This is a genomic window from Pseudomonas sp. FG13, from assembly GCF_057809755.1.
In genome coordinates this window covers 1-20,135 of record NZ_JBMDKO010000010.1, presented here as the reverse complement: position 1 = coordinate 20,135, position 20,135 = coordinate 1, and the positions used below count along the sequence as shown (strand labels likewise).

Genomic DNA, 20,135 nt, shown 5'->3' with positions numbered 1-20,135 from the left:
GTGCAGGATTGCGTCCATTCGCTACAGGTTCGCTCCGACAAAAATCCACTGCCTGGATGTGTGTCTGGAGAACCCGTGATGACGACAAAATCAAAAAACGCGATCAACCTCAGTGATTCGGCCCAGGTCGATCAGCAATCGGTTCAGCCTTTTACCCGCTCGCAAAAAATCTATGTCCAGGGCAGCCGCCCGGATATCCGCGTGCCGATGCGCGAAATCAGCCTCGACGTGACGCCGACCGACTTCGGCGGCGAAATCAACGCGCCGGTGACGGTGTATGACACCTCGGGCCCGTACACTGACCCGAACGTGATCATCGATGTGCGCAAAGGCCTGGCCGACGTGCGTTCGCCCTGGATCGAGGCCCGTGGCGACACCGAGCGCCTGGCTGGCCTGAGCTCCAACTTCGGCCAGGAGCGCCTGGCCGACCCGGAGCTGACCAAGCTGCGCTTCGCCCACGTGAACAATCCACGTCGCGCCAAGCCCGGTGCCAACGTCAGCCAGATGCACTACGCGCGCAAAGGCATCATCACCGCCGAGATGGAATACGTCGCCATCCGCGAAAACATGAAGCTGGAAGTGGCCCGCGCCGCTGGCCTGCTGGACCAGCAACATGCCGGCCACAGCTTCGGCGCCAGCGTACCGAAGATCATCACGCCGGAATTCGTCCGTGACGAAATCGCCCGGGGCCGCGCGATCATCCCGGCCAACATCAACCACACCGAACTGGAACCGATGATCATCGGCCGTAACTTCCTGGTGAAGATCAACGGCAACATCGGCAACAGCGCGCTGGGTTCGTCCATCGAAGAAGAAGTGGCGAAGCTGACCTGGGGCATTCGTTGGGGTTCGGACACGGTGATGGACCTGTCCACCGGCAAGCACATCCACGAAACCCGCGAGTGGATCATCCGCAACTCGCCAGTGCCCATCGGCACCGTGCCGATCTACCAGGCCCTGGAAAAAGTCGGCGGCGTGGCCGAAGACCTCACCTGGGAGTTGTTCCGCGACACGCTGATCGAACAGGCCGAGCAGGGCGTCGACTACTTCACCATCCACGCTGGCGTGCTGCTGCGCTATGTACCGATGACCGCCAAGCGCGTCACCGGCATCGTCAGCCGTGGCGGTTCGATCATGGCCAAGTGGTGCCTGGCGCACCACAAGGAAAACTTCCTCTACACCCATTTCGAAGACATCTGCGAAATCATGAAGGCCTACGACGTCAGCTTCTCGCTGGGCGATGGCCTGCGTCCGGGCTCGATTGCCGACGCCAACGACGAAGCGCAGTTCGGTGAGCTGGAAACCCTCGGCGAGCTGACCAAGATCGCCTGGAAGCACGACGTGCAATGCATGATCGAAGGCCCGGGCCACGTGCCGATGCAACTGATCAAGGAGAACATGGACAAGCAGCTGGAGTGCTGCGACGAGGCGCCGTTCTACACCCTCGGTCCGCTGACCACCGACATTGCGCCGGGCTACGACCACATCACCTCCGGTATCGGTGCGGCGATGATCGGCTGGTTCGGCTGCGCCATGCTTTGCTACGTGACCCCGAAAGAACACCTGGGGTTGCCGAACAAGGATGACGTGAAGACCGGGATCATCACCTACAAGATCGCCGCCCACGCGGCCGACCTTGCCAAAGGCCATCCAGGTGCGCAGATCCGCGATAACGCCCTGAGCAAGGCGCGCTTCGAGTTCCGCTGGGAAGACCAGTTCAACCTCGGCCTGGACCCGGACACCGCTCGCTCGTACCACGACGAAACCCTGCCGAAGGACTCGGCCAAGGTCGCGCATTTCTGCTCGATGTGCGGGCCGAAGTTCTGCTCGATGAAGATTACCCAGGAAGTCCGCGAGTACGCGGCCAACCAGCGCATCGAGGCGGTGGATGTGGACGTCGCCCAAGGGATGGCGGAGCAGGCTGAGCGGTTCAAGCAGGAAGGTAGTCAGCTTTACAAGAAAGTGTGATCCGAGCTGATGGCGGCGGTGTTTTCACCGCCGCCATCGCGAGCAGGCTCGCTCCCACAGTGGATCGCGGTGTGCACAAATCCTGTGCCTGCCGCCGGCCCCTTGTGGAAGCGAGCCTGCTCGCGATAGCGGTCGCTAAAACAACAAATATCTCTCTGAGACAACCCCCTTGAACATCCAACCCAGCACCTACTCCCCCGACATCGCCATCCCCACGGACAAACGTGTCTTCGGCGCGCGCGATCTCTTCTCCCTGTGGTTCTCCCTCGGCATCGGCCTGATGGTCTTGCAGGTCGGGGCCTTGCTGGCGCCGGGCCTGGGCCTGAGCGGTTCGTTGCTGGCGATCTTCCTCGGCACACTGGTGGGCGTCCTGCTGCTGGCAGCCGTCGGGGTGATCGGCAGCGACACCGGCCTGTCGGCCATGGCCGCCCTCAAGCTCAGCCTGGGCGGCAAGGGCGCGAGCGTGCCGGCGGTGTTGAATCTGCTGCAGCTGATCGGCTGGGGCTCGTTCGAGATCATCGTCATGCGCGACGCCGCCAGCCTGCTGGGCGCCCGGGCTTTCAGCGAAGGCAGCCTCGGGGCGAATCCGCTGCTGTGGACCTTGTTCTTCGGCGTCCTGGCCACCTTGCTCGCGGTGAGCGGGCCGCTGACCTTCGTGCGCAAAGTGTTGCGCAAGTGGGGCATCTGGCTGCTGCTGGCGGCGTGCACCTGGTTGACCTGGAACCTGTTCGCCAAGGCCGACCTGGCGGCGCTGTGGGCCCAGGCCGGCGACGGCTCGATGCCCTTGGCCGTGGGCTTCGATATCGCGATTGCCATGCCGTTGTCCTGGCTGCCGCTGATTGCCGACTATTCGCGCTTCGGCAAACGCGCCAGGAATGTCTTCGGTGGCACGGCGCTGGGGTTCTTCATCGGTAACTTCTGGCTGATGAGCCTGGGTGTCGCCTACACCCTGGCGTTCGCGCCGAGCGGTGAAGTCAACGCGCTGTTGCTGGCCCTGGCGGGCGCGGGATTGGGCATTCCCCTGCTGCTGATTCTGCTGGACGAGTCGGAAAACGCATTCGCCGACATCCATTCCGCAGCGGTGTCCAGCGGCATGTTGTCGGGGTTGAAGGTCGAGCATCTGGCGTTGGCGATCGGCGTCATCTGCACCCTGGTCGCCTGTTTCGCGCCGTTGGCGCAGTACCAGAATTTCCTGCTGCTGATCGGCTCGGTGTTCGCGCCGCTGTTCGGCGTGGTGCTGGTGGACCACTTCATCCTGCGTAAACGCCGCAGCCAGGTGGTATCCACTTCCTTGCGCTGGCCGGCGCTATTGGCCTGGCTGGGCGGGGTGAGCACTTACCACTTGCTGGCCAATTTCTACCCGGATATCGGCGCAACCCTGCCGTCACTGGTCCTGGCAGGGCTGCTGCAACTGTTGCTGGGCCGGGCTTTCAGCTACGGCCGGGAAACAGCTCGGGCTTGAGAATGCCATTGAGGCGCGGGTAAGCGATCTTCAGTTCGATGTGGCCCAGGGCGTAAGGTGCAATGGTGCTGGTTTCGTACTTGAGGATCACCCCGCCGTAGGTCAGCGCCACGTTTTGGGTTTTCTGGAAATGCCACTGCTTCAGGAACTCCGGCTCCTGATCCAGCTTGGTACTGATCAGCCAGCTGTTATGAGCCACCTGAGCCGCTTTCCAGAAGGCTTCTTCCTGGCCCGGCAGCAGCATGTCCGACAGCGCCAGTACCTTGTGCTGCTGGCGCGAATAATTGATGAAACCGCGCCCTGGCGTGCCATGGGCACCGCCGGTGTCCAGGTAGCTGGACAGCTCGATGATCACCAGGCCGTCATGTTGCTCACGTACCTTGGCCTGCAAGTAGCTGCTGGTGCGCGGCGGGGCGCTGCGCAAGAACTGCTCGCGATACGCCGCCAGCGTAGGCGCCACCGGGGCGTCGGGTGTGATGCGGGTCATTTGCAGCAGGCGCTTTTCGACGATACCGTCCAGGGCGGGCTCGGCAGGAAAGTGCACGGTGTCGATGTTCACCAAGGGGCAGTCGGCGCTGGCGCAGCCTGGTTGCAATTGCTCGGAGGCATCGCGGGTGGAGTCCAGTGGCGTGCGGTAGTTGGGTTGGAACAGGCTTTGGCAGGCACCCAGTGTCAGGGCAATGGCGGCCAGCGAAGCAATTCTGAAAAGCGACATGGGCGTCCTTCATGAAACAGGGAAAGGCAAAAAGTTACCCGCTTCGACTGTCAGCAGGGCAATCAGTTCGCCACTAAACTCATTAGAATTCTTTCACCTCCCGCCGTCCATCCCGATGAGAGGAAAGGGGCTGCATCAAAGGGTACCGGCGCGTTAGGATGGCGCGAAGCCGAGGTAGGAACCTCGAATCGATTGCTCCAGACGAGGACTGCCATGACTGATTTCGCCAACGCCACACCGACCATCGTGGACATTGTCAAACGCGACAGCTGCTACCAGGGTTTCTACAAGCTCGATCGCGTCCAGCTGCGCCATGAGTTGTTCGCCGGCGGCATGAGCCGTGAAATCAGCCGTGAATTGTTCGTGCGCCATGACGCGGTGTGCGTTTTGCCCTACGACCCGCAGCGCGATGAGGTGGTGTTGATCGAGCAGTTTCGTGTCGGTGCCATGGGCAAGACCCCCAACCCTTGGCTGGTGGAGCTGGTGGCGGGCCTGATCGACAAGGACGAGCAACCGGAAGAAGTTGCTCATCGCGAAGCGCAGGAGGAAGCTGGGCTGGACTTCGCCGCGCTTTGGCCGATGACCAAATATTTTCCATCGCCGGGCGGCAGCGATGAATTCGTACATCTTTACCTGGGGCGTTGCGACAGCACGGGGGCCAGCGGCCTGCATGGGCTTGTGGAGGAAGCCGAAGACATTCGCGTGAAAGCCTGGGCTTTCGAGGATGCCTTGCAGGCGGTACGCGACGGGCGGATCTGCAACGCAGCCAGCATCATTGCCTTGCAATGGCTGGCCTTGAATCGCGATGAAGTGAGGGGGCTATGGTCTTAAGCAAGCTGCGCGATCGCTATCGCGTCGATCTGGTCGGGCTGCAAGCCGCCTGCGAGGCCAACTACGCCCGCCTGATGCGCTTGTTGCCGGACATGCGCAACGACCCGGCACCGCGCCGCATCGCCGTGACCCACGGCGACCAGATGCTCGGGGTGCTGGCGCTCGAAGTGCTGCAGACCTGTCCGTACACCACCACCTTGCAAGTGCGCCAGGAACACAGCCTGCCCTGGCTGCCGGTGCCGCAGCTGGAGGTTCAGGTCTATCACGATGCGCGCATGGCCGAAGTGGTGAGCGCCGAACATGCTAGACGCTTTCGTGGCATCTATCCTTACCCCAATGCCTCGATGCACCAGCCGGACGAAAAGGCCCAGTTGAATCTGTTCCTGGGCGAGTGGCTGAGTCATTGCCTGGCGCTGGGTCACGAGTTCGAAGTGGTTCGCTAGTACGGTGCGCTGTCTGTGAACCGGTTCCGGTTCACGGGTTTCCCCTTTCGATCATCCCCAGCATAATTGCGACTTCATCCAATGGCGTGATCGCGCCTGGGAGCGAGCGATTTGCCGAGCGTATCCACCCTGACCGCCGCCGATCCGGTGTTGCTGGTCCAACTGTCCGACAGCCACCTGTTCGCCGAGGCCGACGGCTCGCTGCTGGGCATGAACACCCGCGACAGCCTGCGGGCGGTCATTGACCTGGTCCTGAAGCAGCAGCCGAACATCGACCTGATGCTTGCCACCGGGGATTTGTCCCAGGACGGGACGCTGCAATCCTATGAAGCCTTCCACCAGATGAGCGCTCGGATCGATGCGCCGGCGCGTTGGATTCCGGGTAACCATGATGAGCCGCAGGTGATGCTCCAGGCAGCGGTCCAGAGCATGCTGCTCGATCCTGTGGTCGACATCGGGAATTGGCGCATCACCCTGCTGGACTCTGCGGTGCCGGGTTCGGTGCCGGGGTTCCTGGCGCCGGAGCAGTTGATCCTGTTGGCCAATGCTTTGAGCGAGGCGCCGGAGCGGCATCATCTGGTGTGTCTGCATCATCATCCGGTGTCGATCGGGTGTGAGTGGATGGCGCCCATTGGGTTGCGCAATCCAGATGCGCTGTTTGCGGTGTTGGATCGGTTTCCGCAGGTGCGGGGGGTGCTTTGGGGGCATGTGCACCAGGAGGTCGATCAGGTGCGTGAGGGGGTGCGTTTGTTGGCTTCGCCTTCTACCTGTATTCAGTTTGAGCCTGGGTCTGTGGATTTTGCGGTGGGTGAGCAGGCGCCGGGGTATCGGTGGTTGCGGCTTCTGCCGGATGGGCGGTTGGAGACGGGGGTTGAGCGGGTGGTTGGGTTTGAGTTTGTGGTTGATTATGGGGCTGAGGGGTATTGAAGGCTGAGGCTGTACGCTGATCCAATTGTGGGAGCGAGCCTGCTCGCGATGGCGGCCTTACTGGGCTGGGTACATATCCGTTGCTGCGGTAACGGCTACTTAGGGTTCCGCCCTTACGGCGGGTTACTTTTGGCAAACGCCCGGAATGCCGGCCCAGCCAAAAGTAACCAAAAAGGCTTGGCCCCACCACTCGGCACCTCGCCAAGGCGAGGTGTTCCCTCACTCCGGCATTGCTCCGTGGGCCCGCCGCGAAGGGCCATCCATGGCCCAGCGCGGCTAACCCGGCATCCATGCCGGGTTGCCCACTACGCAATACCTGCGTTCGGCCGTCGTGGTTAACGGGGCCCAAAGATCAAAAGCAAAAGCAAAAGCAAAAGCAAAAGCAAAAGCAACGGCGAGGCGGCCTTGTGGCCGGCCTGTTCTTGCGGCTGACCTTGGTCCCCTGTGGGAGCGGGCTTGCCCGCGAAGGCGTCCTGAAGGCCGACCTGTCTCTTGGGCCATACCTCGTCCCACTGTGGGAGCGAGCCTGCTCGCGATGGCTGCTTTACTGCCGACCTAAATCTGTGGGAATGGTCGGACGTCCAGGCAGATTTTTCCGACGATCTCTGGCGGTTGCCGGGTGGGAAGGGGACTCGCTAACCTTTTTCGGTCGCTGCAATTCAGCGACCGGGCCTGGAAACCCGATAAGTGAGGATGCAACAGCGCGCCACATGAGATACTGCATCGCTTTTTTGCGTGTGCAGTTCTGCTTCATGGCGGCTGTGCGCGGGAGACTTTCGAGTCTGCCGGGTTTGCTCCGCACTCCGGTTTTCCAGCCCGCGCATAGCTGCCACCCTCTCGCCTGGAAACGGGAAATGGCGGTTCCACTACATAAGGGAGCCTCACCATGTTCAAAGTTACCCCCAATCCCCCAAAAACCGATCCCACCGCACCCCACACCGGCCTCGACGCCAAAAAACTCGACGAAGCCGCCGAACGCGCCCTCAACTTCTACCTCGCCCCAGAACCCCAGGCCAAAAAGAAACCATCCCCCGGCCAGCTATTCACCGTCGTCGAAGACCTGGACAGCGAAACCCTCCTGGCCAACCTCAGCGAAACCCTGGCCTCGGCCAATGCGATGCTCAGCGACCTGGCCTTCAACCTCGAAGGCTCCAACCGGCATATAGCCTTCGGCGTCCAGCAGATGGTCGAACTCAGTGAATTGCTGGCAAACCGAGCGCTGGACGTCGTCGATCCCCGATAGGCCAGACAACCTTTAGCTTTTGCTTTTGCTTTTGATCTTGAACGCCCCATTAACCACGCTGGCCGAACGCAGGCATTGTGTAGTGGGTAACCCGGCATGGATGCCGGGTTAGCCGCGCTGGGCCATGGATGGCCCTTCGCGGCGGGCCCACGGAGCAATGCCGGAGTGAGGGCACACCGAGCGTAGGCGAGGTGCCGAGTGGTGGGGCACAGACTTTTTGGTTACTTTTGGGGCGTTTGCCAAAAGTAACCCGCCGTAAGGGCGGAACCCTAAGTGGCCGTTACCGCAGCAATGGATATGTACCCAGTAAGGCCGTTACCGCAGCAATGGATATGTACCCAGTAAGGCCGTTACCGCAGCAATGGATATGTACCCAATAAGGCCGCCATCGCGAGCAGGCTCGCTCCCACAAAAAGCTGGGATAAATCCATCGCTACGGAACGCATGTCCCCCAATCTCCCTGTAAACTCCGGCCTTTGCCCTCAAACCCAGGGAGTTGGCATGTCGGCTTCGATCCTCTACATCCACGGCTTCAACAGCGCCCCAGCCTCAACCAAGGCCCGTCAACTCATCGACGTGATGACCCGCCTGGGCCTGGGCGATCAGCTGCAGGTGCCAGCCCTGCACCACCACCCCCGCGAAGCCATGGCCCAATTGGAACAGGCAATTGCACAACTGGGACGGCCGCTGCTGGTCGGCAGCTCGCTCGGCGGCTACTATGCGACTCACTTGGCCGAGCGCCACGGCCTCAAGGCGCTGTTGATCAACCCTGCGGTCAGCCCCCATCGGATGTTCGACGGCTACCTGGGCACGCAAAAGAATTTATACACCGATGAAACCTGGGAATTGACCCACGATCACGTCACGGCCCTGGCTGCATTGGAAGTGCCGGCGCCCCAGGATCCACAGCGGTATCAGGTATGGTTGCAAACCGGTGACGAAACGCTGGATTATCGCCACGCCCAGCAGTACTACCGTGCCTGTGCCTTGCGCATCCAGGCCGGCGGCGACCACAGTTTCCAGGGGTTTGCCCAACAGTTGCCGGCGCTGTTGAGTTTTGCCGGCATTGGCGCCGATTTGTACCAGGCGATCGACTTCACCTCGCTGTGAGCCATCGCCCCTTTTTCATTCGAACACTGACGACGAGACCCCATGGCCACTCCCAGCGCTAGCTCCTATAACGCAGACGCCATCGAAGTCCTCTCGGGCCTCGACCCGGTGCGCAAGCGTCCCGGCATGTACACCGACACCAGTCGGCCGAACCACCTCGCCCAGGAAGTCATCGACAACAGTGTCGACGAAGCCTTGGCCGGGCACGCCAAATCGGTGCAGGTCATCCTGCACGCCGACCATTCGCTGGAGGTCAGCGATGACGGCCGTGGCATGCCGGTGGACATTCACCCCGAAGAGGGGGTGTCGGGCGTCGAGCTGATTCTCACCAAGCTCCACGCGGGCGGTAAGTTTTCCAACAAGAACTACCAGTTCTCCGGCGGTCTGCACGGGGTGGGTATTTCCGTGGTCAACGCCTTGTCGACCCAGGTTCGGGTGCGGGTCAAGCGTGACGGCAACGAATACCAGATGACGTTCGCCGACGGCTATAAGGCCACCGAGCTGGAAGTGGTCGGCAGCGTCGGCAAGCGCAACACCGGCACCAGCGTGTATTTCGCGCCGGATCCGAAGTATTTCGACTCACCGAAATTTTCCGTCAGCCGCCTCAAGCATGTGCTCAAGGCCAAGGCCGTGTTGTGCCCGGGGCTGTCGGTCAGCTTCGAGGACAAGGCCACCGGCGAGAAAGTCGAGTGGCATTACGAAGATGGCCTGCGCTCTTACCTGGTGGACGCGGTCAGTGGTTTTGAGCGCCTGCCCGACGAACCGTTCTGCGGCAGCCTGGCCGGCAACAAAGAGGCGGTCGACTGGGCGCTGTTGTGGTTGCCCGAGGGGGGCGAGAGCGTCCAGGAAAGCTACGTCAACCTGATTCCCACGGCCCAGGGCGGTACCCACGTCAACGGGTTGCGCCAGGGCCTGCTCGATGCGATGCGTGAGTTCTGCGAATTCCGCAACCTGCTGCCCCGTGGAGTGAAGCTGGCGCCGGAGGACGTGTGGGAGCGCATTGCCTTCGTGCTGTCGATGAAGATGCAGGAGCCGCAGTTCTCCGGGCAAACCAAGGAGCGCTTGTCGTCCCGTGAAGCGGCGGCGTTTGTGTCCGGTGTGGTCAAGGATGCGTTCAGCCTGTGGCTCAATGCCAACCCGGAAACCGGTCTGGCCCTGGCGGAGTTGGCGATCAGCAACGCCGGCCGTCGTCTCAAGGCCAGCAAGAAGGTCGAGCGCAAGCGCATCACCCAGGGGCCGGCGTTGCCGGGCAAGCTCGCCGATTGCGCGGGGCAGGACCCTATGCGTTCCGAGCTGTTCCTGGTGGAAGGTGATTCTGCCGGTGGCTCGGCCAAGCAGGCTCGAGACAAGGAATTCCAGGCGATCCTGCCGTTGCGGGGCAAGATCCTCAACACCTGGGAAGTGGACGGCAGCGAAGTACTGGCCAGCCAGGAAGTGCACAACATCGCCGTGGCCATCGGGGTCGATCCGGGCGCGGAGGACATGAGCCAGTTGCGTTACGGCAAGATCTGCATCCTCGCTGACGCCGACTCCGACGGCCTGCACATCGCCACCTTGCTGTGCGCCTTGTTCGTCCAGCATTTCCGTCCGCTGGTGGACGCCGGTCACGTCTACGTCGCGATGCCGCCGCTGTATCGCATCGATTTGGGCAAGGAAATCTACTACGCCTTGGACGAGGCCGAGCGAGACGGCATCCTTGACCGGTTGGTGGCCGAGAAGAAGCGCGGCAAGCCACAGGTCACCCGATTCAAGGGTCTGGGCGAGATGAACCCGCCGCAGCTGCGCGAAACCACCATGGACCCGAACACCCGTCGCCTGGTACAGCTGACCCTGGACGATTTCGCCGCGACGTCGGAAATGATGGACATGCTGCTGGCGAAGAAACGTGCCGGCGATCGCAAGTCCTGGCTCGAGTCCAAGGGCGATCTGGCCGAGGTGTTGGCCTGATGCGCAACGGTTTCGCCCTGGCGCTGTTGCTGTGGGCGGGGGCCGTGTTCGCTGGGCCTGCACCGGAATTGAAGTTGCTGTCCGAGCACGCTGTCGACGGCATGCGCGGCGGCAATCTGTCCGGGCTGGCCCTCTGCGGCGATGAGATGTGGACGGTGTCGGATCGCGACGATGACCGCATTTATCGCCTCGACACCTCCGGTGATGGGGCCTGGCCTGCCCAGGCGTTGATCATCGACGTGCCGCAGGCGCCGGACAGCGGTTTGCCCTGGGGGCTGAGGTCGCGTACCTGGGCGGCGTCGTTCCTGCGCGGTGGCGAGCTGGATTTCGAAGGCATCAGCTGCGACAGCGCTGGCAATCGCTATGTGGTCAGCGAATCCCATGCCGCCGTGCTGCAGGTGCCGCCGCTGGGCGAAGTGTCCTGGTTGAAGATTGCGCCGACAATGATCCGCGAGGCCCGTGCCAGCGGTATGTTGCTGCATTTCAATGCATTGTTTGAAGGCCTGGCGGTGAACCCGGCCGGCGACCGGCTGTGGCTGGCGGCGGAACGGGAGCGACGTGGTGTGCTGTTGATCAAGCGTCAGCAAACGGTGTGGGACTGTGACGGTCATTGTGTGCTGTTGAGCGAAGCCGGGCAGGAAATGCAGCCAGCGCAGTTTCCCAATGCCAAGGCGGTATCTCGGGATTTTGCCGACCTGTCCCTGTTCGACGGCAAGCTGTTCACCCTGGAGCGCAACGCCTTTCAAATCTGCCGCCGCGACCCCCAGACCGCTGAAGTCGAGCGCTGTTGGTCGTTTGCCGCCGAGGCCTTGCAGGACAATCGTCGCTATTCCCAGGCCTACGGGCTGGCCGAGGCCCTGGTGGTGGACGCCAAGGGCGCCTGGGTTGGCCTGGACAACAATGACGGGCCGCGGGCCGACGGCGAAGAACGGCCGATTATCTGGCGCTTCGCTGCACCCGATGGTGGCTGGAGCGCCTCGCCATGAGCCGGCCACCCCTGAACCTATTTGAATCTACCCAGCGCGATGGCAGCATGCCGTTGCGCCAGACAACGAACTGATGAGGCCCGCATGAGCGACATTCTTGCAGACAGCTTGGACGGCGTAGAGCGCCGATCGCTGGCTGACTTCACCGAAAATGCCTACCTCAATTACTCCATGTACGTGATCATGGACCGCGCCCTGCCGCACATTGGCGACGGCTTGAAGCCGGTCCAGCGGCGGATCGTCTATGCCATGAGTGAGTTGGGACTGGACGCCGATTCCAAGCACAAGAAGTCGGCGCGGACCGTCGGTGACGTGCTCGGCAAGTTCCACCCCCACGGCGATTCGGCCTGCTACGAAGCCATGGTGCTGATGGCCCAGCCGTTCAGCTACCGCTACACCTTGGTGGATGGCCAGGGTAACTGGGGGGCGCCAGACGATCCCAAGTCGTTCGCGGCCATGCGTTACACCGAGGCGCGGCTGTCGCGTTATTCCGAGGTGCTGCTCAGCGAGCTGGGTCAGGGCACGGCGGACTGGGGGCCGAACTTCGATGGCACCCTCGATGAACCTCTGGTTTTGCCGGCACGTTTGCCGAATATCCTCCTCAATGGTACCACCGGCATCGCCGTGGGCATGGCCACTGACGTACCGCCCCACAACCTGCGGGAAGTGGCCACGGCGTGCGTGCGTCTGCTGGACGAGCCGAAAGCCACGGTGGAGCAGCTCTGCGAGCACATCCAGGGCCCGGACTATCCGACCGAAGCGGAAATCATCACCCCGCGCGCCGATTTGCTGAAAATCTACGAGAGCGGCCGCGGTTCGGTGCGCATGCGCGCCGTGTATCACATCGAAGACGGCGACATCATCGTCACCGCGCTGCCACACCAGGTCTCCGGGGCCAAGGTTCTGGAGCAGATTGCCGCGATGATGCAGGCAAAACCGTCGAAAGCGCCGCAAGTGGCCGACTTGCGTGACGAGTCGGACCACGAGAACCCATGCCGCATCGTGATCATTCCAGTCAACAGCCGGGTCGACCACGACGCTTTGATGCAGCACCTGTTCGCCAGCACCGATCTGGAGTCTAGCTACCGGGTCAACATCAACATCATTGGCTTGGACGGCAAGCCGCAGTTGAAGAACCTGCGGGCGTTGCTGGTGGAATGGCTGGAGTTCCGTGTCAAAACGGTGCGCAGACGTCTGCAGTTCCGCTTGGACAAGGTCGAGCGGCGCCTGCACCTGTTGGACGGTTTGCTGATTGCTTACCTCAACCTGGACGAAGTGATCCACATCATCCGCACCGAGGAGCATCCGAAGGCGAGCCTGATCGAGCGCTTTGCCTTGAGTGAAATCCAGGCCGACTACATCCTCGACACCCGCCTGCGGCAATTGGCGCGGCTGGAAGAGATGAAATTGCGTGCCGAGCAGGATGAATTGCTCAAGGAACAGGCCAAGCTGCTCGCCTTGCTGGGTAGCGAGGCCAAGCTCAAGAAGCTGGTGCGCACCGAGCTGCTCAAGGACGCCGAAACCTATGGCGACGACCGTCGTTCGCCAATCGTGGAACGTGCCGAAGCCAAGGCACTCAGCGAACACGATCTGCTGCCGAACGAGAAAGTGACCGTCGTGCTGTCGGAAAAAGGCTGGGTGCGCTCTGCAAAGGGTCACGACATCGACGCAGCAGGGCTTTCCTACAAGGCCGGGGACGGTTTCAAGGCTCTGGCACCGGGGCGCTCGAACCAGTTTGCGGTGTTTATCGACTCCACCGGGCGCAGTTATTCGGTGGCGGCTCATACCCTGCCATCGGCTCGCGGCCAGGGAGAACCGCTGACCGGTCGTCTGACGCCACCACCGGGTGCAACTTTTGAGTGCGTGCTGATGCCTGATGATGACGGGCTGTACGTTATTGCGTCGGACGCCGGCTACGGGTTCGTCGTCAAGGGTGAGGATCTGCAAGCCAAGAACAAGGCGGGCAAGGCACTGTTGAGCCTGCCAAACAACGCCAAGGTCATTGCGCCGCGCCCGGTCTTCGACCGCGATAACAACTGGCTGGCTTCGGTGACGACCGAAGGGAGGCTGCTGGTGTTCAAAATCAGCGATCTGCCACAATTAGGTAAAGGTAAAGGGAATAAGATCATCGGAATTTCCGGCGAACGGGTCGCCAGCCGTGAGGAATATGTCACGGATATTGCAGTGTTGCCGGAGGGTGCCACGCTTGTGCTGCAAGCTGGAAAGCGTACGCTCTCACTCAAAGCAGACGATCTTGAGCATTACAAAGGTGAACGTGGTCGGCGGGGCAACAAGCTTCCAAGGGGTTTTCAGCGGGTCGATGCACTGCTCGTCGAAAACCTCAATTAAGCGTGCTAGACAGCTCGGTCTGCGATTAAAAGCCGCAGATCGATGCTTTCGCGCTGGAGTCGGAACGCATATTCACGGATGATAGGCCCTTTCAAGCGCCGGCGTGGCCGAGCGTTCTTCATAATGACCGAGTACTTTTTCACTGTGGTAAGCCTTGTGGCCGCCACCTGGATGGAACGATGACTGCTCTGCGCCTTCCTATTCTATGGCTCGCCGGCCTGCTTGGCCTGGCGGGTTGCAGCGTCCATCAACCAGTGTCGCTGTATCAGCTCGACAGTGGCAACCCGGCCCAACCTGCGCAAAGCACAGGCATGGCTGTATTGCTGGGCCCGGTGTCGATCGCCGACTACCTGCAACGCGAAACCCTGCTGCAACGCCAACCTGACGGTAGCCTGCAGGCTGCCACTGACGGTCGCTGGGCCGGCAGCCTCTCCTCGGACATCGACCAGTTGCTGCTGCGCCAAGTGGCCGGGCACCTGGACAGCCAGCGCGTGGTATTGGCACCGGCCACCCAGGGTTTCACCCCGGATGTCCAGGTGCTGCTGTCGATCACCCGCCTGGATTCGGGCGAAGCGCAACCGGCGGTGCTCGATGCCCAATGGCGGTTGATCGACCGTCGCGGCAAAGTTCGTGAGAACCGCATCGTTCATCTGCAGGAGCAACATACCGGCGGTACTGCTGCACAGGTCCAGGCTCAGGGCGTTCTGCTGCAGCGTTTGGCCGAGCAGCTGTCTGTCGCGCTCAAACCATTGGCCAACCAGCCTCCGCTGGTCGAGGCCGCACCGCGCAAGTCGGCACCTGCCCAGGCCAAGCCTGTGGAACCGGAGAAGTCGCCAAAGATCCCGATGGCCTTGCCGATTCGTACCGACATGGAAGTGTTCAGGTTCTGATCACCAGACTGGATGCAAGACAAAGCCCGCATTGATGCGGGCTTTGTTGTTTCTGCGGGATAGAACTTTGGCGCCTGGGCTGGCCTCATCGCGAGCAGGCTCGCTCCCACAGGTCCAGAACCACAGATATCCCTCACAGGTTCAGCGCTGTCCTTGTGGGAGCGAGCCTGCTCGCGATGAGGCCAGCGAAGGCCACAAAAAAGCCCGCAGACAATCACTCATCTGCGGGCTTAGTCATTCCAGCGATCGGGACTCAGGCCTGGCGCTCATGCATGCGCGCCAGCTGCCGCTCCAGCATCGAAGGGTACGGCTCCATCAAGCGCTCCACGCAGCATGCGCCTTCGGGGCTGGCGATGGGGCGGATGCGGGTGCGCTGGCGAATCAGGGCATCGTCGTTGATCTTGCGCTCCACCAGCAGCAGGTTGCGGCTGTGTTGCGACAAGGCCAGGGCGTCCTGGGCGGTTTCGGTCAGCAGCAGGTCGATCTGGCTCAGGCCGAACAGGCCGTCGCCCAGGGTCAGGCCCAATTGCAGTTGCAGGGTGATGCCGCTGTCGGCGACTTCGATCTGTAATTGATGACCCAGGGCCCGCAGCAGTTCACCGCAGCAAATGGCGTTGGTCAGATAATCGTCGCCGCTGTCTTCGGTATGGAACAGCATCAGGGTGCTGCCGTCGTTCAGGGTGTGCAACTCGCCCTGGTAGAGCGAGGCGGCCTGGTCGAGGCAATCGCGGTAGCGTTCGAGCAGTTCCTTCAGGCGGGCCTGGGGCAGGCGACGCAGTTGGTCCTGGGCGCCCAATTGCACGGCCAGCACGGCGCTGTGTTGTGGCTGGTTCGAGGCGGCAGGCCTGGCGAGCGGTTGCGGTTGCCCGGCAATCGACTCGTCCCGCAGGTCGGCGAAGGCGTCGTCATCTTCTTCGTCTTCAACCGCCCGTACCACATGGCGAGGCGCGGGCCTGGACGTCGGCATCGGCTGGCTTTCGTCGAAACCGGGATCGCGCAGGTTGCGCACCTCGAACTCCGGTTCGGCCTCATCGTCGACGTAGTCGATGTCCTCGGGCTCCGGCACGGGCGCAGGTTCCGGCGCGAAGCTGGCGTGCAGCTGCCGAGCCAGATCGCCGATTTCGTCCTGGCGCTGGGTGGCCGGGGTGTGTTCGTCGATGTCTCGCAGCCAGACCCGTAGCTGCAGGAGTGGCGTGGAGAGGTGCCGCCCCAGGCGCAGGCTCAAGGCCAGCGCCAGTGCCAGCAGTATCGCGCTGAGGATGCCCATGCTTTGCAGGCTGATGGTCATCGGTTGCTGGAACTGGTCCATGTCCAGGCTGATGCGCAGTTGTCCGGCGGTCACGTCCTGGAAGGTGATCTTGCTCTGGTACATGCCGCCGGACTCGCCCAGCAGGCCCGGCTTGGGACGCTGGCCGGCCTCGGCGAGGATGCGGTTGTCCACGCTGTAGATGGCGGCGTGGGCCACCAGCTTGTTCTTGGTCAGGTTGTTGAGCAGCACGTTGAGGCTGAGGATGTCGTTGGACACCAGCAGCTCGGTGGCGGACGTGGCGGTCTGGGTGGTCAGGCTTTCCCCCAGGGCATCGGCCTGCTCGTGCATCGCCTGCTTGAATTGCAGGCCCATTACACAGGCATAGATGACCAGGGCCAGGGCGACCAGGATCACGTTATGGCTGGCAATGCGCAATGCAATCGGCACGCGACGATGGCGCAGTGCACGGAAGATCAGCAGGAAGAAGTTGTCGGTTTTGACTGGCGTGGGCCGGTTCACTGAGCTCGGCTCTTTGTCCGTGAAATTGACGCGCAGTATAGCGACAGCCCCATGACCGGCAAAGCACTGGCGGTGCCCGATGGTCACTGAAAGTGGGTAGAATGCGGTTTTTTTCCACCTGCGGGGGTGCGCCTTGCGCGAAATCGTCCTGATAAACATCACTGGCAGCGACCGTCCGGGTCTGACTGCGGCCATTACCGGCGTTCTGGCCCAGGGTGGTGTGAACATTCTCGACATCGGTCAGGCGGTGATCCACGACACGCTGTCGTTTGGCATCCTGGTTGAAATCCCGGACGCCGAACAGAGCAAGTCGGTGCTCAAAGACATCCTGTTCACCGCTTACAAGCTTGATCAACAGGTCCGTTTCACGCCGGTGTCCGAAGCGGACTACCAGCACTGGGTGGCTGGCCAGGGCAAGAAGCGTCACATCGTTACCCTGTTGACCCGCAAGGTCACCGCCGAGCAGTTGCAGCGCGTCAGTTCGATCACCGCCCAATACGGCCTGAACATCGATCATATCGACCGCTTGTCCGGGCGCATGCCGCTGGACACCCCGGCGGACAAGGGCAAGGGTTGCATCGAGTTTTCCGTGCGCGGCGAGCCGGCTGATCCCCAGGCGTTGCGTGCCGAGTTCCTGAGCGTGGCCCAGGAACTGAACGTCGACATCGCATTCCAGGAAGACTCGCTGTTCCGGCGTAACCGGCGCCTGGCGGTGTTCGACATGGATTCGACCTTGATCGAAGCCGAAGTCATTGATGAGTTGGCCAAGGCTGCCGGCGTGGGCGACAAGGTGTCGGCCATCACCGAGCGGGCCATGGCCGGCGAGCTGGATTTCCGCGCCAGTTTCAAGGAGCGCCTGGCGTTGCTGCAAGGCCTGGACGTCAGCGTGCTGGACGCCATCGGCGCCTCCCTGCGTCTGACGGAAGGTGCCGAAACTTTGTTCGCCGAACTCAAGCGCCTGGGCTACAAGACGGCGATCCTGTCCGGTGGCTTTACCTACTTCGCCAAGCAGTTGCAGGCCAAGCTCGGCATCGACTACGTGTTCGCCAACGAGCTGGAAGTGGTGGACGGCAAGGTCACCGGCGTGGCCGTCGAACCTATCGTCGATGCCCAGCGCAAAGCGGACTTGCTACGGGAACTGGCCGAAAAAGAAGGCCTGCGCCTGGAGCAGACCATCGCCGTGGGTGACGGTGCCAACGACCTGCCGATGCTGGCGATAGCGGGCCTGGGCGTGGCATTCCGGGCCAAGCCGCTGGTCAAGCAATCGGCCAGGCAGGCGATCTCCACCCTGGGGCTGGATGGGGTGTTGTACCTGCTCGGTTTCAGGGATCGCGACGGGCAGCTCTGAACCAGGGCCTGTGACTTCTTTCTTTTGTGGTGAGGGGATAAATCCCCTCGCCACAGGGTTGCTTGGTTGTCTGTTAAAGCGACTTCCACAACGAATCGAAATCCCCTTCCTGATCACCGCCACCCCCGGTGGGGCCGGCATCCTCCTGATGATAGGCAAACTGGTTGAAGCTGTGGGTGCTGGTCACCCGCCTGTCCAGGCCCGCCCTGAGTTCCCGGCCGTTGGTGTTGATCAGGACCTGCTGACCTTCCTGGAACGGTAGGCGCGGGGCGATCATGGTCGCGGGAAGTTCGATGGCGCTGATCTCCGGCAACAATAACCCTCGCAGGTAATGGCTGGATTCGTTCTTCTCCCGGAGCAATTGCACGCCGCAAGGCTGGGCATAGGGGGCGACCAGCTCGATGCCCATCTGCATGGCGCCGCCGCGAACCTGGCGGATCCAGCGTACCACCGCGACACTCCAGGCTTGATCATTGGTGTCCCGAATGCCGATCATTTCCCCGGCCTGAAGTTGTTCCGGTACATCTTTCGGCCAGCCCAGGCAGTAACCGCCGGGGCTGTGATTGACGATTGGCAGTTCGTAGGTGGGAAAGTGATGCTGGTTATCCGACCCTCCACCCTCTTCGTCGGCCGGGTTGACCGGGTATTCGATCTCTTCGTAGGGCAGCATGTCGCTGTCCCCCGTGGGTGCGGCATCGAAGGCTTGCTTCCAGGTATCGTTGGTCTTGCTGGTCGAGGCTTCGAAGCGGGCCTTGCGGGTGACGGGGGCCTTCAGGATTTCGCTGAAGGAGCGTTCGCCGCCTAGGTAGTAGTGCAATGCACTCATGCCTACGCAAATGGTCAACGTGCCATTGCCTTCGGTGCGCTGGAAGCTGCGTTCGACGGCTTCACCCCAGGCGGCTTGCAGATGCTGCAAAGTATCGGTGCTCATGCCGCCAGGTACCGGCAGGGTGTGCTCGGCAGGCCGCTCCAGATGAGTGGTGATCGCGCGCACCAGCGGTTCGAGGTCGACACCCAGCAGGCCCGGTTGTTGCTCGGCCCTGAACTTGGAACGGTAGCGCGGCCCGACATCCAGCTCCGGCGCAACGGCGAACAGGCTGGCGGCGGTGCTGGGCGGGTCCAGCTTGATCCGCTGGCTCCAGGCTTCCAGCACTTCGGCCAGTCGTGCGATCTGCCCCTGACGCAGCTGGTTGCTGCGTGCTGCGCCCAGCAGCAGGGCCGCGACGTAGGTTTGCTCGGCGCTCAGTTGCTGGACCTGGCTGACCAAGTCGTCGCTGATACTCTGGTGTTGCAACCGGTACTGGCAGGCGATCCGGTACAACTGGTGCAGATCGAGCCATAGACCTTCCGGCACCGGGCTGTACAACTCGGTGGCGCGCAGCAGCGGACCGTTGAGGGCATGTATCGCCCGTTGCAGTGCGGTGCTCAGCAGGCGGGCCTGGTCCTTGGTGAACTTCGGTGCGATGCGCGCCACGATCTGCTTGTAGCCCATTGCCAGGTGACTTTGCAGCGCCTGGCACAGGTTGACGATCTTGCGCGAGCGCTCATCGAGCACGATGGCCTGTTGCAGGAAGTGCCGCTCCAGGTGCTTGCAGACGTAATACACCTCGGGTCGCAGCAGTTCGAGCAGTTGCAGGCGATTCTCGCTGGGGGTGAGCAGCAGGTTGAGTTCGCCGATGGCCTGGTACAACAGGCGAGCCGTTTCGCCGATGTTGGCCTTGGGCAAGTTGGCAATCCAGCGCTTGAGATCCCGTGGCGTAGCCTCGCAGAACGACAGGCGTGATTGCGTCGGAGTGGAAACGCGCAACAGTGGGAGAGGGCTGGTCTCATTCATGCCGTGGACGGCTCCGGCTGGAAATGAAAAGGATGTTTCCAACTCTAGCAGGTGTGGCCGAAAGAAGTGCCCGATCTGTAGGAGCGGGCTTACTCGCGAGGGCGGTGGATCAGTTATTACAGAGGTGACTGGCCTGACGCTATCGCGAGCAGGCTCGCTCCCACAGGGGATCAAGGCTGAACAGACGACCCGCAAGCGCCACGAAACAATTGTGGGAGCGAGCCTGCTCGCGATGATGGCGGATCAGTCGGTATGGAAGTGACTGACCTGACGCTATCACGAGCAGGCCCGCTCCCACAGGGGATCAAGGCTGA

The 20,135-nt window shown here is 62.0% G+C and carries 15 protein-coding genes; 12 read left to right on the top strand and 3 right to left on the bottom strand.

Annotation, left to right across the window (positions count from 1 at the left end; genetic code table 11):
- Positions 1-78: 78 nt before the first annotated feature.
- Together thiC and cytX are read left to right on the top strand one after the other, a co-directional pair.
- Positions 79-1,968 carry a phosphomethylpyrimidine synthase ThiC gene (gene thiC, locus ACODTO_RS11395; protein ID WP_024781424.1) on the top strand — a complete coding sequence of 630 codons (1,890 nt, stop codon included), beginning with the start codon at positions 79-81 and terminating at the stop codon, positions 1,966-1,968.
- Positions 1,969-2,137: 169 nt separating this feature from the next.
- Entirely contained in the window at positions 2,138-3,430 is a 1,293-nt protein-coding gene (cytX, locus tag ACODTO_RS11390; protein ID WP_489106438.1) for a putative hydroxymethylpyrimidine transporter CytX, read from the top strand.
- Here cytX and ACODTO_RS11385 read toward each other — a convergent pair.
- Entirely contained in the window at positions 3,399-4,145 is a 747-nt protein-coding gene (locus tag ACODTO_RS11385; protein WP_489106437.1) for a DUF3298 domain-containing protein, read from the bottom strand. The genes cytX and ACODTO_RS11385 overlap by 32 nt on opposite strands.
- A 213-nt stretch (positions 4,146-4,358) precedes the next feature.
- Here ACODTO_RS11385 and ACODTO_RS11380 point away from each other — a divergent pair, with 213 nt between their 5' ends.
- From ACODTO_RS11380 to ACODTO_RS11340, 9 genes are all read left to right on the top strand, one after another.
- Positions 4,359-4,976 (top strand): NUDIX domain-containing protein, encoded by a 618-nt coding sequence (locus ACODTO_RS11380; protein WP_175384636.1) that lies wholly within the window; start codon positions 4,359-4,361, stop codon positions 4,974-4,976.
- Positions 4,967-5,419 (top strand): DUF1249 domain-containing protein, encoded by a 453-nt coding sequence (locus ACODTO_RS11375; RefSeq protein ID WP_024781420.1) that lies wholly within the window; start codon positions 4,967-4,969, stop codon positions 5,417-5,419. Before ACODTO_RS11380 ends, ACODTO_RS11375 begins: the two co-directional genes overlap by 10 nt.
- Before the next feature lie 111 nt (positions 5,420-5,530).
- On the top strand, positions 5,531-6,346 hold the full coding sequence (cpdA, locus tag ACODTO_RS11370) for a 3',5'-cyclic-AMP phosphodiesterase (RefSeq protein ID WP_139646792.1): 816 nt from the start codon (positions 5,531-5,533) through the stop codon (positions 6,344-6,346).
- Positions 6,347-7,232: 886 nt separating this feature from the next.
- Complete coding sequence (locus ACODTO_RS11365; protein WP_489106436.1) at positions 7,233-7,589, top strand: DUF6124 family protein; 357 nt, start codon at positions 7,233-7,235, stop codon at positions 7,587-7,589.
- Between the two features lie 501 nt (positions 7,590-8,090).
- Positions 8,091-8,699, top strand: coding sequence for a YqiA/YcfP family alpha/beta fold hydrolase (locus ACODTO_RS11360; protein ID WP_047700387.1), 609 nt, complete (start codon positions 8,091-8,093; stop codon positions 8,697-8,699).
- 42 nt (positions 8,700-8,741) lie between these two features.
- Positions 8,742-10,646 (top strand): DNA topoisomerase IV subunit B, encoded by a 1,905-nt coding sequence (gene parE / locus ACODTO_RS11355; protein WP_139646790.1) that lies wholly within the window; start codon positions 8,742-8,744, stop codon positions 10,644-10,646.
- Positions 10,646-11,632: an esterase-like activity of phytase family protein gene (locus ACODTO_RS11350; protein WP_139646788.1), complete on the top strand. Its 987-nt coding sequence runs from the start codon at positions 10,646-10,648 to the stop codon at positions 11,630-11,632. Before parE ends, ACODTO_RS11350 begins: the two co-directional genes overlap by 1 nt.
- A gap of 84 nt (positions 11,633-11,716) precedes the next feature.
- Positions 11,717-13,981: a DNA topoisomerase IV subunit A gene (gene parC / locus ACODTO_RS11345; RefSeq protein WP_041022085.1), complete on the top strand. Its 2,265-nt coding sequence runs from the start codon at positions 11,717-11,719 to the stop codon at positions 13,979-13,981.
- Positions 13,982-14,160: 179 nt separating this feature from the next.
- Positions 14,161-14,871 carry a PqiC family protein gene (locus ACODTO_RS11340; RefSeq protein WP_139646786.1) on the top strand — a complete coding sequence of 237 codons (711 nt, stop codon included), beginning with the start codon at positions 14,161-14,163 and terminating at the stop codon, positions 14,869-14,871.
- Positions 14,872-15,124: 253 nt separating this feature from the next.
- Here ACODTO_RS11340 and ACODTO_RS11335 read toward each other — a convergent pair whose 3' ends face one another.
- The gene (locus ACODTO_RS11335) at positions 15,125-16,639 is read right to left on the bottom strand and encodes an AhpA/YtjB family protein (RefSeq protein WP_041022087.1); all 1,515 of its coding nucleotides are present in this window, start codon (positions 16,637-16,639) and stop codon (positions 15,125-15,127) included.
- A gap of 133 nt (positions 16,640-16,772) precedes the next feature.
- Here ACODTO_RS11335 and serB point away from each other — a divergent pair, with 133 nt between their 5' ends.
- Positions 16,773-17,987 (top strand): phosphoserine phosphatase SerB, encoded by a 1,215-nt coding sequence (serB, locus tag ACODTO_RS11330; protein WP_041022088.1) that lies wholly within the window; start codon positions 16,773-16,775, stop codon positions 17,985-17,987.
- A gap of 73 nt (positions 17,988-18,060) precedes the next feature.
- Here the strand turns inward: serB and ACODTO_RS11325 are convergent, their stop codons facing one another.
- Positions 18,061-19,821 carry a molecular chaperone gene (locus ACODTO_RS11325; protein ID WP_489106435.1) on the bottom strand — a complete coding sequence of 587 codons (1,761 nt, stop codon included), beginning with the start codon at positions 19,819-19,821 and terminating at the stop codon, positions 18,061-18,063.
- Between the last annotated feature and the right edge of the window lie 314 nt (positions 19,822-20,135).